The 13,753-nt window shown below is 46.0% G+C and carries 5 protein-coding genes; all 5 read left to right on the top strand.

Going from position 1 to position 13,753, the window contains the following annotated elements; genetic code table 11:
- The first annotated feature begins 3 nt into the window (after positions 1-3).
- The 5 genes from FZ941_RS01720 to FZ941_RS10850 all read left to right on the top strand — a co-directional run bounded on the left by FZ941_RS01720 (position 4) and on the right by FZ941_RS10850 (position 13,737).
- A complete protein-coding gene (locus FZ941_RS01720) occupies positions 4-1,266 on the top strand; it encodes a glutamate-5-semialdehyde dehydrogenase (protein ID WP_148886606.1) in 1,263 nt (420 codons plus the stop codon).
- A gap of 2 nt (positions 1,267-1,268) precedes the next feature.
- Positions 1,269-2,069, top strand: coding sequence for a pyrroline-5-carboxylate reductase (proC, locus tag FZ941_RS01715; RefSeq protein ID WP_148886867.1), 801 nt, complete (start codon positions 1,269-1,271; stop codon positions 2,067-2,069).
- Positions 2,070-2,456: 387 nt separating this feature from the next.
- Positions 2,457-3,728: a DUF2130 domain-containing protein gene (locus FZ941_RS01705; RefSeq protein WP_148886605.1), complete on the top strand. Its 1,272-nt coding sequence runs from the start codon at positions 2,457-2,459 to the stop codon at positions 3,726-3,728.
- Between the two features lie 11 nt (positions 3,729-3,739).
- On the top strand, positions 3,740-4,618 hold the full coding sequence (gene truB, locus FZ941_RS01700; protein ID WP_148886604.1) for a tRNA pseudouridine(55) synthase TruB: 879 nt from the start codon (positions 3,740-3,742) through the stop codon (positions 4,616-4,618).
- 284 nt (positions 4,619-4,902) lie between these two features.
- The gene (locus FZ941_RS10850; RefSeq protein WP_222861805.1) at positions 4,903-13,737 is read left to right on the top strand and encodes an LPXTG cell wall anchor domain-containing protein; all 8,835 of its coding nucleotides are present in this window, start codon (positions 4,903-4,905) and stop codon (positions 13,735-13,737) included.
- Positions 13,738-13,753 lie beyond the last annotated feature (16 nt).

Below are 13,753 nucleotides of genomic sequence, written 5' to 3'. Positions count from 1 at the left end.
GCTATGACCTCAACACAAGAATTATTTGAAATTGTTAAAAAGTCAAAAAAATCAATCAACACAGCTACAACCGCTGAGAAAAACCATGCTTTGGAAGAAATGGCAAACCAGCTCTGGCTTTCTCGTGCGGATATTTTAGCAGCCAATGAATTGGATATGGCAGCGGCTAAAGGTAAGATTTCAGATGTGATGCTGGACCGCCTCTATCTGAATGAGGAACGCATTGCTGCCATGGCAGAGGGCATTCGTCAGCTGATTGACTTAGAGGATCCTGTAGGGGAAGTCTTGGAAAGGACTGAGCTTGAGAACGGCCTTGTCATCAGTAAAAAGCGGGTGGCTATGGGCGTGATTGGGATTATCTACGAAAGCCGGCCTAATGTCACTTCTGACGCTGCAGCTCTTGCCCTAAAGAGTGGCAGTGCAGTCGTTCTGAGAAGCGGCAAGAATGCCTATCGAACTGCGTTAGCTATTGTCACGGCTCTGAAAAACGGCTTGGCTCAGACGGAGATTTCGCCAGATTGTATCCAGTTGGTTTCTGATACTAGCCGTGCTTCCGCCCAGGCTATGATGAAGGCCAAGGGCTATCTGGATTTGCTTATTCCGCGTGGAGGTGCAGGACTGATTCAGGCGGTCGTGGAAAATGCCACTGTGCCGGTTATTGAGACTGGTACCGGAATTGTCCATATCTATGTAGATAAGGATGCTGACCAAGATCAGGCTTTGGCGATTATTGAGAATGCCAAGACCAGTCGCCCCTCTGTCTGCAATGCTATGGAAGTACTACTGGTTCATGAAGAGATTGCAGCTGACTTTTTGCCACGTTTGCAGAAGATCTTGGTGACTGATCGTGATGCTGCACAAGAAAATTCTGTTGAATTACGTTTGGATGAGAAAGCGGCACAGTATATCTCGGGCTCGCAAGCTAAACCAGAAGATTTTGACACAGAATTCTTGGACTATATCTTAGCGGTCAAGCTGGTTTCCTCGCTGGAAGAAGCGGTGGAGCATATTGAAGCTCACAGCACCCATCACTCGGACGCCATTGTGACGGAGAAGGCTGAAGCGGCGGCTTACTTCACAGAGCAGGTGGATAGCGCGGCAGTTTATGTCAATGCTTCAACCCGCTTTACAGACGGCGGTCAATTTGGCCTTGGCTGCGAAATGGGGATTTCCACTCAGAAATTGCACGCCAGAGGCCCTATGGGGCTAAAAGAGTTGACCAGCTATAAATACGTCATCCAAGGGACTGGTCAAGTGAGGAAATAATGATGAAAATTGGATTTATAGGTCTGGGGAATATGGGCGGCAGTCTTGCTCGCCTAGTTGCCCAAGACGAAAGATTTAGAAGTGAATTACTACTGGCTAACCGCAGTCGAGACAAAGCTGAAAAGATTGCTGCAGAAGTTGGTGGACAGCCGGTCAGTAATGCAGAAGTTTTTGCTCAGGCAGAGGTGATTTTTCTGGGAATCAAACCAGCTCAATTTGCTGACTTGTTGACTGAGTATCAGGAAATTCTAGAAAAACGGGAGTCTCTTTTGCTGGTTTCCATGGCTGCTGGTCTGCCCTTGGAAAAATTGGAAAAAATGATACCTAGCCACCATCGTTGGATTCGGATCATGCCTAATACACCAGTAGCTGTCGGCGAGGGCGTTATTACCTATGCTTTATCCCAGCAGGCAAATCAAGCGGATGAAGACTTGTTGCGGGAGCTTCTGTCATCTGCTGGCCTTCTAGTCAAACTAGAGGAAAAGCAGTTGGATGCGGCGACAGCTCTTGCTGGTTGTGGACCAGCCTTCGTTTATCTCTTTATAGAGGCTTTAGCGGATGCAGGTGTCCGAGCAGGACTCAGTCGCGACGTATCGCTGCATCTAGCCAATCAGACCCTTTTAGGCGCTGCCAAGCTAAGTCAGGTCAGTGGCCAACATCCGGCCCAGCTCAAAGATCAGGTCTGCAGTCCGGCCGGTTCGACCATTGCCGGGGTGGCTAGTTTGGAACAAAATGTTTTTCGAGGAACGGTCATGGCTGCCGTTCAAGCTGCCTACAAGAGGACGCAGGAGTTGGGGAAATAAAGAATCTACCGACTTTGAGCTGCTTCCTTAAGGTTGGAAGTAAAAAATCTAACTTTCATGGGCAGGTCTTAGCGTAAACTAGGGAATAGCAAGGGAAAGATGTCGTTCTAGAAGATTATGGATAAAGTAGTGAAATTCCCTGAACAAGCTAGAGTGGGACAGAAATCGGTAATTCGTTAGAATTCGATTTCGTCGTCCCACCTCCGCACAGTTGAGTAGGGCTGTAAAAGCTGATGAAATCAGCGTAGTAGAGCCCACTCAACCACTGCGTCTTGCTCGACAATCCAAAGACAATTGAGAGGCTAGAACTTTTGTCCCAGCCTCGTTTTTCATTTAAAGGGAAGAATGGTATAATGAAGTAGAGAAAAATCTTGAATGAGGTACCCCATGAACGAAATCAAATGCCCTAACTGCGGGGAGGTTTTTACAGTCAATGAAAGCCAGTACAGTGAGCTTTTGTCGCAGGTGCGGACAGCGGAGTTTGACAAGGAGATCCATGCTCGGATTGAGCAGGAGCTGGCTTTAGCAGAGCAAAAATCCCAGAATGCTCAACAAGCTCTACTATCTCAGAAAGAGCAGGAAATCAGCAAACTTCAAAGTCAAATTGCTCAGTTTGAAACCCAGCAGGAATTGGCAAAGAAAGAGGCGGAGCAGGCAGCAAGTCTTCAATTGCAGGAGAAAGATAAGGAAGTTCAGCAACTAAAAAATCAGCTGACAACTCTGCGCTTGGAGCATGAAAATCAACTGCAAAAGACCTTGTCTGCGCTGGAAAAAGAGCGCGACGAGGTTAAGAATCAGCTAGTTTTGCAAGAAAAGGAAGCAGCGCTGGCTCAGACCTCGCTTAAAGAGCGCTATGAGGTAGAGCTGCGGCAGAAAGATGAGACCATAGAGTTCTATAAGGATTTCAAAGCCAAGCAGTCTACTAAAATGATTGGCGAGAGTTTGGAACAGCACTGTGAGTACGAGTTTAACAAGAACCGTATGGCCATGTTTCCGCGAGCGGAGTTTGGCAAGGACAATGATGCCAGAACAGGCAGCAAGGGTGACTACATTTACCGTGAGGTGGATGAAAATGGTGTAGAAATCCTCTCTATCATGTTTGAGATGAAAAATGAAGGCGATGAGACAGCGACCAAGAAGAAAAATGAGCATTTTTTCAAAGAGCTGGATAAGGACCGGCGGGAGAAAGGCTGTGAGTATGCTATTCTGGTGACACTTCTTGAGGCTGACAGCGAGCTCTACAATTCGGGTATTGTCGATGTATCTTATGCCTATGAGAAGATGTATGTCATCCGGCCTCAGTTCTTTCTGCCTATGATTACCCTCTTGCGTAATGCTGCGCTTAACTCGCTCAAGTACAAGCAGGAACTGGCCTTGGTGCGGGAGCAGAATATTGATATTACGCATTTTGAGGAAGATTTAGATGCCTTTAAAGTAGCTTTCGCCAAGAACTATCAGTCTGCTTCGACCAACTTTGGCAAGGCCATCGATGAGATTGACAAGGCTATCCGTCGGATGGAAGAAATCAAGAAATTCTTGACAACCTCTGAAAACCAGCTGCGCTTAGCAAACAACAAACTGGACGACGTCTCTGTCAAAAAATTGACACGCAAAAATCCTACCATGAAAGCTAAGTTTGAAGCTCTGAAGGAGAAGTAAGAAATTAAGATATGAACGGAATTATCAACTTAAGAAAAGAAGCGGGCATGACCTCGCATGATGCGGTCTTTAAGCTGCGCAAGATTTTAAAAACCAAGAAAATTGGTCACGGGGGCACCTTGGATCCAGATGTGGTTGGAGTGCTTCCGATTGCTGTAGGCAAGGCGACGCGCTTGGTTGAGTTCATGCAGGAGGAAGGCAAGGTCTATGAGGGAGAAATCACGCTGGGCTGCTCAACAACGACAGAGGATGCCAGCGGGGATATCCTAGAGCAAACGCCAGTGACGGAGCTTTTAGAAGAAGCCCTCATCGATGAAGCGATGGAGTCCATGACTGGTGAGATTCGTCAGATTCCGCCCATGTACTCAGCAGTCAAGGTCAATGGCCGCAAGCTTTATGAGTATGCAAGAGAGGGTCAAGAAGTGGAGCGGCCAGAGCGGCAGGTGACCATCTATAGTTTCGAGCGCATCAGTCCGATTTTCTATGAAGATGAACAAGCCCGCTTCCGCTTTCGAGTCAAGTGTAGCAAGGGGACCTATGTCCGAACTCTATCTGTTGATTTGGGAGCAAAGCTTGGCTTAGCCAGTCACATGTCTCAGTTGACACGGACTTCTTCAGCAGGTATGAGCTTAGATGATGCTTTGACCTTGGATGAAATAGCGGAGCGAGTAGCAGTGGAGGATTTTACATTTCTACAGCCTCTGGAGTTGGGGACAGGTGATCTACCAAAGATTGAACTAACGGAAGAACAGCTCGAAGAAGTGCGCCACGGGCGTTTTATTCCCATTGAAAATGCCGAGATTATCTTAGCAGCTTTTCATAAAGGTAAGCTTATCGCCATCTTAGAAAAAAGGGAAGAAGCTTATAAACCTAAAAAAGTTTTTCTTTGATCATATGAAAATATCAGAGTCCTGAAATTTATTTTCAGGATTTTTTATATAACTTGAATAATCAAATAAATATTGAAGTTAAAAATGGTCAGAAATTTTGTCTTAAAAGGCATAGAAGACGCTTGTATATCTTAGTACATGTTTTGAAATAAGAATACTCCAAATTTAGGCATTTTGGTAAAAAATGATAGAGAAAAAACAGGGGATTATCATTGCTTAAATCCTACTTATATGGTACACTTGGGAGAGTGACAATTTTAGAATAATAAGGAGGGTTCCAATACATGGGACAAGACTGGAAGAAGATAGAAAGGCAACGTTTTACGATTCGTAAGACGAGAGCATGGGGAGCATGTTCTGTTTTTCTAGGATCAAGTATTTTCTTTCTAGGAGGGGGAGTTGCAAGTGCGCAAGAAGTTAGTCCTTCTGCACAAGACCAAGCATCTCAAGTAGCAGAAGCTGCTAGAGTTTCAGATGAAAAAGAGTCTGAGAAACCGGCAACTGAAGCGCAAGCCGAGCCTGAAAAGAATGCTGTGTCAGCAAGTGCAAATGATCAAGCAACTGAATCCAAAGATCAAGCTGCACCGAGCACTGAAGAAGTAGCTAAAACGGAAGAAGCAGTTGTTTCAAAAGACGAGAAGTCAGAAGAAACAAGCGCTCCGAAAGAAGCTAAAGCAGAAGAAAAGGCTGAGCTAAAAGAAGAAAAAACAGAACCAAAAACACCAAGTTCTGAAGCTAATGCAGCCTCACAACCTAAGCGTTCAGGCACATCAGGATTCAGAAGTGTTAGTGGTACATCAGGATTCCGAAATACTGGTGCTGCTCGCCAAGGATCTGACTATACTGTTACTCAAGATGGTAATCTAGCTACAGTTCAAGCTAATGCCTTGAAAACTCAGCTGGATAGAGCAGCGTCAGAGAACTTGCCAGTTACACCGAACCAGCTTAGAAATTTTGGAACCGCAACAACTGACGAAGAGAGACGCAGATTAGAACGTCAAGCAGCTGATCTTCAAAATGCTGAAGCTCAGGCAATGAATAAAAAAATCTCTGATTACTTGACGGCTAAACAAAGAGCTCAACAATTAACAGGTAGAGAAGGAAGCTTGCAACAAATTGCTCCTCAAAACCTCGTTTTCTCTGATGAGCCAAACGCAACAGCTAAGATTAGGCTGGCACAAGGAGACTGGTTTGTCAAAGACAGTACGCTCACATCTCGAAATCAATATGTTCGTGAAGCTTTGGATAGTCGAAGCTACAGTGAGTGGCGAGACGGGACAACTACTCAACCGAATGCAGTTATCACTAGAGCCGATACAAGCCAACCGGCAGCAGAGCGAATCATCAAGGATCAAACAGATGCTTACTACATGGTTCATACGCAAGTTGGTAGAACTACAACAGTAGAGTACACCTTGCACAACTCATTTGCCGGTGGTCGACCTATTACGAAAGCTATTGCTAGATATACGCCTAAGAAGAGTTCTGCTTATGATGATAGTATGGTCATGGCTATCCATAAAGACCCAACTATGACAGTTTGGAATGGCTCTAGCTATGATCGTAAAGGAACTGGTAACCAATTGCATATGGAATGGGAATTCTATTATGCAGATGGTACTAAGGTGGACTTCGGTAAAACACCAGGTGTTGTTTCTTTCGCTTCACGTAACCACCACGGGAATGATATTTACGCTGAGATTTATGGTAATTTGAGCTCAAATATGCAGAATGTACAAATTGTAGGTTCTTCTATCGTTCCACAGGCAAATGGTTGGTACTATGCAAATGGTAAGAATAACTCTTATAAAGGCCAAACTGAATATCAATGGGACCAACAAGGGAATCCAAATGAATTCTGGGGAGCGGGTGCTGCAAAAGTTACAAGTGGTACATCATTGAGCTTTGATATTGCTACTACTAATCCTGGTCAGCACTGGCCACGTCCAATTCGCCAATGGTTCTCATTTAATACCAACGTAAAAGCGAATAACGTCGTAACTAACCCTAATTTGACTTATACTCCTGCAGCATATGTCAATGAAGTTCCAGCACCAGAACCAGAAAAGTCTTATGACAGATTTGTCATGGATATTCCACATAATGTCAGAGTCGTAGATTATGAGAATGCCACTCCAGATCAAAAACGCGCCTTTGACAATCAAACTGGTTCTCAGATTGTTTACCAACAAGGTAAAGACGGACAAGTTATTGTTGTAGGACCAAAACCAGAAAACCTAAATGACGTACCAAATCCTAAGTTTACAGCTCAAGAACTTGAGACACTTAAAAATGGTGGAACTGTAAGAGGATTTAAGGGGCACAATTACGTTGATCCTGTAGATACCATCATGGTTGTCAAACGTAATGCGGGACCAACTGGGCCTAAGGGTGATAAAGGCGCAACTGGAGCCACAGGTGCAACCGGTGCAGCAGGACCAAAAGGCGATAAAGGCGCAACTGGCGCAACTGGAGCCACCGGTGCAGCAGGACCAAAAGGTGATAAGGGTGCTACAGGCGCAACTGGAGCCACAGGCGCAGCAGGACCAAAAGGCGATAAGGGCACAACTGGAGCTACAGGTGCCACCGGTGCAGCAGGACCAAAAGGTGATAAGGGAGCTACAGGCGCAACTGGAGCTACAGGAGCTACAGGAGCCACAGGCGCAGCAGGCCCGAAAGGTGATAAAGGCGCAACTGGAGCTACAGGAGCGACCGGCGCTGCAGGACCAAAAGGTGATAAGGGCGCAACTGGCGCAACTGGCGCAACCGGAGCCACCGGTGCAGCAGGACCAAAAGGTGATAAAGGCGCAACTGGCGCTACCGGAGCGACCGGCGCTGCAGGACCGAAAGGTGACAAAGGCGCAACTGGAGCTAAAGGTGATAAAGGTGAAACCGGAGCAACAGGTGCCACTGGTGCTACAGGAGCGACTGGAGCAAAAGGTGAAGATGGTAAGCCATCATTGGCGCAAGTCGTAGACAACAACGATGGTACTCATACTGTTAAAGTGGGTCTAGACAAGAACGGCAATGGTCAATTGGATCCAGATGAAGTAACATCATCTACTATCGTTAAAGACGGTAAGGATGGTAAGTCTCCATTAGCTAAGGTTGTGGATAACAATAATGGCACACACACAGTTCAAGTCGGTCTTGATAAGAATGGTAATGGTCAGTTGGATCCAGATGAAGTGACATCTTCAACTATCATCAAAGATGGTAAGGATGGAAAAGCTGGTGCAACTGGTGCTACAGGTGCCACTGGTGCAGATGGAAAAGATGGTAAGCCATCATTGGCGCAAGTCGTAGACAACAACGACGGCACACACACTGTTAAAGTTGGTCTGGATAAGAACGGCAATGGCCAGTTAGATCCAGACGAAGTAACCTCATCTACCATCGTTAAAGACGGTAAGGATGGTAAGTCTCCATTAGCTAAAGTTGTAGACAACAACAATGGCACGCACACTGTTCAAGTCGGTCTTGATAAGAACGGTAATGGCCAGTTGGATCCAGATGAAGTGACATCTTCTACAGTCATTAAAGATGGAAAAGCTGGCGCAACCGGTGCTACAGGAGCGACCGGAGCTAAAGGCGATAAAGGTGCAACTGGAGCTACAGGAGCGACCGGAGCTAAAGGCGATAAAGGTGAAACCGGAGCTACAGGAGCAACTGGGGCCAAAGGTGAAGATGGCAAGCCGTCATTGGCTCAAGTCGTAGACAATAACGACGGTACTCACACTGTTAAAGTTGGTCTTGATAAGAACAATAACGGCCAATTGGATCCAGACGAAGTAACCTCATCTACCATCGTTAAAGACGGTAAGGATGGTAAATCTCCACTAGCTAAGGTTGTTGATAACAACGACGGCACCCATACTGTTCAAGTCGGACTCGATAAGAACAATAATGGCCAGTTGGATCCAGATGAAGTGACATCTTCTACAGTCATTAAAGATGGAAAAGCTGGCGCAACCGGTGCTACCGGAGCGACCGGAGCCAAAGGCGATAAAGGTGAAACTGGAGCAACAGGCGCAACTGGAGCTAAAGGCGAAGATGGTAAGCCATCATTGGCGCAAGTCGTAGACAACAACGACGGCACACACACTGTTAAAGTTGGTCTTGATAAGAACAATAACGGCCAATTGGATCCAGACGAAGTAACCTCATCTACCATCGTTAAAGACGGTAAGGATGGTAAATCTCCACTAGCTAAGGTTGTTGATAACAACAACGGCACCCATACTGTTCAAGTCGGACTCGATAAGAACAATAACGGCCAGTTGGATCCAGATGAAGTGACATCTTCTACAGTCATTAAAGATGGAAAAGCTGGCGCAACCGGAGCTACAGGAGCGACCGGAGCTAAAGGCGATAAAGGTGAAACTGGCGCCACAGGAGCAACTGGAGCTAAAGGCGAAGATGGTAAGCCATCATTGGCGCAAGTCGTAGACAACAACGACGGCACACACACTGTTAAAGTTGGTCTTGATAAGAACAATAACGGCCAATTGGATCCAGACGAAGTAACCTCATCTACCATCGTTAAAGACGGTAAGGATGGTAAATCTCCACTAGCTAAGGTTGTTGATAACAACAACGGCACCCATACTGTTCAAGTCGGACTCGATAAGAACAATAACGGCCAGTTGGATCCAGATGAAGTGACATCTTCTACAGTCATTAAAGATGGAAAAGCTGGTGCAACCGGTGCTACAGGAGCGACCGGAGCTAAAGGCGATAAAGGTGAAACCGGAGCTACAGGCGCAACTGGGGCCAAAGGTGAAGATGGCAAGCCGTCATTGGCTCAAGTCGTAGACAATAACGACGGTACTCACACTGTTAAAGTTGGTCTTGATAAGAACGGCAACGGTCAGTTGGATCCAGACGAAGTAACTTCATCTACCATCGTTAAAGACGGTAAGGATGGTAAGTCTCCATTAGCTAAGGTTGTCGATAACAACAATGGTACTCATACTGTTCAAGTCGGACTCGATAAGAACGGCAATGGCCAATTGGATCCAGATGAAGTGACATCTTCTACAGTCATTAAAGATGGAAAAGCTGGAGCCACAGGTGCCACTGGTGCTACCGGAGCTAAAGGTGATAAAGGTGAAACCGGAGCTACAGGCGCAACAGGTGCCAAAGGTGAAGATGGCAAGCCGTCATTGGCTCAAGTCGTAGACAATAACGACGGTACTCACACTGTTAAAGTTGGTCTTGATAAGAACGGCAACGGTCAATTGGATCCAGACGAAGTAACTTCATCTACCATCGTTAAAGACGGAAAAGCTGGTGCAACCGGTGCTACAGGTGCGACCGGAGCTAAAGGTGATAAAGGTGAAACTGGAGCTAAAGGCGAAGATGGTAAGCCATCATTGGCGCAAGTCGTAGACAACAACGACGGCACACACACTGTTAAAGTTGGTCTTGATAAGAACGGCAACGGCCAGTTAGATCCAGACGAAGTAACATCATCTACAATCATCAAAGATGGTAAGGATGGAAAAGCTGGTGCAACCGGTGCTACAGGCGCGACCGGAGCTAAAGGCGAAGATGGTAAGCCATCATTAGCCCAAGTCGTAGACAACAACGACGGCACACACACTGTTAAAGTTGGTCTTGATAAGAACAATAACGGCCAATTGGATCCAGACGAAGTGACATCTTCTACCATCGTTAAAGACGGTAAGGATGGTAAATCTCCACTAGCTAAGGTTGTTGATAACAACAACGGCACTCATACTGTTCAAGTCGGACTCGATAAGAACAATAACGGTCAGTTGGATCCAGATGAAGTGACATCTTCTACAGTCATTAAAGATGGAAAAGCTGGTGCAACCGGTGCTACAGGTGCGACCGGAGCTAAAGGTGATAAAGGTGAAACTGGAGCTAAAGGCGAAGATGGTAAGCCATCATTGGCGCAAGTCGTAGACAACAACGACGGTACTCATACTGTTAAAGTTGGACTGGATAAGAATGGCAACGGCCAATTGGATCCAGACGAAGTAACTTCTTCAACAATCGTTAAAGACGGAAAAGATGGTAAATCTCCACTAGCTAAGGTTGTTGATAACAACAATGGTACCCATACTGTTCAAGTCGGACTTGATAAGAACAATAATGGTCAGCTTGATCCAGATGAAGTGACATCTTCTACAGTCATTAAAGATGGAAAAGCTGGCGCAACTGGTGCTACTGGCGCAACAGGTGCCACTGGAGCTAAGGGTGATAAAGGTGAAACTGGAGCTACAGGCGCGACCGGAGCTAAAGGTGAAGATGGCAAGCCGTCATTGGCTCAAGTCGTAGACAATAACGATGGCACTCATACTGTTCAAGTCGGACTCGATAAGAACAATAACGGTCAGTTGGATCCGGACGAAGTAACATCTTCAACTATCATCAAAGATGGTAAGGATGGAAAAGCTGGCGCAACCGGTGCTACAGGAGCAACTGGAGCTAAGGGTGAAGATGGTAAATCATCATTAACTGAAGTAGTTGATAACCACGACGGTACTCATACTGTTAAAGTTGGAATCGATAAGAACGGTGATGGTAAACTTGATCCAAGCGAAGTAACGTCAACGACTATCGTTAAAGATGGTGTAACTGGCGCTACAGGAGCAACCGGTGCAACTGGTGCAGATGGAAAAGATGGTAAATCATCATTAACTGAAGTAGTTGATAACCACGACGGTACTCATACTGTTAAAGTTGGACTCGATAAGAACGGCGACGGTAAACTTGATCCAAGTGAAGTAACGTCAACGACTATCGTTAAAGACGGTGCAACTGGAGCGGATGGTAAACCATCATTGGCTAAGGTTGTAGACAATAACGATGGCACTCATACTGTTCAAGTCGGACTCGATAAGAACAATAACGGTCAGTTGGATCCGGACGAAGTAACATCTTCAACTATCATCAAAGATGGTAAGGATGGTAAAGCTGGCGCAACCGGTGCTACAGGAGCAACTGGAGCTAAGGGAGAAGATGGTAAGTCTCCATTAGCTGAAGTCGTTAACAACAATGACGGTACTCATACTGTTAAAGTTGGAATCGATAAGAACGGTGATGGTAAACTTGATCCAAGTGAAGTAACGTCAACGACTATCGTTAAAGATGGTGCCACAGGTGCCACAGGTGCTACAGGAGCGACCGGTGCAGATGGAAAAGATGGTAAATCATCATTAACTGAAGTAGTTGATAACCACGACGGTACTCATACTGTTAAAGTTGGACTCGATAAGAACGGCGACGGTAAACTTGATCCAAGCGAAGTAACGTCAACGACTATCGTTAAAGATGGTGTAACTGGCGCTACAGGAGCGACCGGTGCAACTGGTGCAGATGGAAAAGATGGTAAATCATCATTAACTGAAGTAGTGGATAACCACGACGGTACTCATACTGTTAAAGTTGGACTCGATAAGAACGGCGACGGTAAACTTGATCCAAGTGAAGTAACGTCAACGACTATCGTTAAAGACGGTGCAACTGGAGCGGATGGTAAACCATCATTGGCTAAGGTTGTAGACAATAACGATGGCACTCATACTGTTCAAGTCGGACTCGATAAGAACAATAACGGTCAGTTGGATCCGGACGAAGTAACATCTTCAACTATCATCAAAGATGGTAAGGATGGTAAAGCTGGCGCAACCGGTGCTACAGGAGCAACTGGAGCTAAGGGTGAAGATGGTAAATCATCATTAACTGAAGTAGTTGATAACCACGACGGTACTCATACTGTTAAAGTTGGACTCGATAAGAACGGCGACGGTAAACTTGATCCAAGCGAAGTAACGTCAACGACTATCGTTAAAGATGGTGCAACTGGTGCAGATGGAAAAGATGGTAAATCATCATTAACTGAAGTAGTTGATAACCACGACGGTACTCATACTGTTAAAGTTGGTCTTGATAAGAATGGCGACGGTAAGCTTGATCCAAGTGAAGTAACGTCAACGACTATCGTTAAAGACGGTGCCACAGGTGCTACAGGAGCGACCGGAGCTAAGGGCAATAAAGGTGAAGATGGTAAATCCTCATTAACTGAAGTGGTTAACAACAACGACGGTACGCATACTGTTAAGGTCGGTCTTGATAAGAACGGCGACGGTAAGCTTGATCCAAGTGAAGTAACGTCAATGACTATCGTGAAAGACGGTAAAGATGGCAAGACACCATTAGCAGAAGTAGTTGACAATCAAAATGGAACACACACCATTAAGATTGGATTTGATACAAATGGCAATGGTAAGCTTGATCCAGAAGAAGTAACCTCTGCTACAATCGTCAAAGATGGCAAAGACGGAAAAGATGGTAAGGACGGCAAAGACGGAAAAGATGGTCAAAGCTCTCTTGTAACTATCGTTGAAAATGGAGATGGCACTGTTACTATTCTTGTTGGAATTGATAAGAATAATAATGGTAAGGTTGATCCTGATGAAGTAACATCTTCTACAATTATCAGAAATGGTAAAGATGGCAAGGATGGTAAAGACGGCAAAGACGGAAAAGATGGTAAGGACGGTAAAGATGGCAAGGGTGTAACCGGTCCAACCGGTCCAACTGGTCCTACCGGTCCAACCGGCCCAACTGGTCCTACAGGCCCAACCGGTCCAACTGGTCCTACAGGCCCAACCGGTCCAACTGGTCCTACAGGTCCAACTGGTCCTACAGGCCCAACCGGTCCAACTGGTCCTACAGGCCCAACCGGTCCAACTGGTCCTACAGGCCCAACCGGTCCAACTGGTCCTACAGGTCCAACTGGTCCTACAGGCCCAACCGGCCCAACTGGTCCTACAGGTCCAACCGGTCCAACCGGCCCAACTGGTCCAACTGGCCCTACAGGTCCAACTGGTCCAACAAAACCAGTAGTTCCAACTGATCCAACTGGTCCTACTAAACCAATAAAACCAGTAGTTCCAACCGATCCAACAGTTCCGGCTAAGCCAACAAAACCTGCAGGAACAACCAAAGTAGTAGCTAAGTCAGGAACACTCCCTAATACTGGTGACAATAGCAACCATGAAGTAGGTGTTGTGGGTGCAGGCCTTCTATCTGCTGCACTTCTAGCTGCCTTAGGTGTTTCTAAGCGAAAAGAAGAAGAACTCTAAGATATTCCCTTTGTAA

The organism is Streptococcus sp. Marseille-P6264 (assembly GCF_902460355.1).
GTDB lineage: Bacteria > Bacillota > Bacilli > Lactobacillales > Streptococcaceae > Streptococcus.
This window is presented reverse-complemented; position numbering and strand designations above follow the sequence as displayed.

What these genes read in the sequence shown, in the direction of transcription:
- proC (WP_148886867.1), top strand. Translation starts at nt 1,269, where the DNA reads ATGAAAATTGGATTTATAGGTCTGGGGAATATGGGCGGCAGTCTTGCT.
- FZ941_RS10850 (WP_222861805.1), top strand. Translation starts at nt 4,903, where the DNA reads ATGGGACAAGACTGGAAGAAGATAGAAAGGCAACGTTTTACGATTCGT.
- FZ941_RS01705 (WP_148886605.1), top strand. Translation starts at nt 2,457, where the DNA reads ATGAACGAAATCAAATGCCCTAACTGCGGGGAGGTTTTTACAGTCAAT.
- FZ941_RS01720 (WP_148886606.1), top strand. Translation starts at nt 4, where the DNA reads ATGACCTCAACACAAGAATTATTTGAAATTGTTAAAAAGTCAAAAAAA.
- truB (WP_148886604.1), top strand. Translation starts at nt 3,740, where the DNA reads ATGAACGGAATTATCAACTTAAGAAAAGAAGCGGGCATGACCTCGCAT.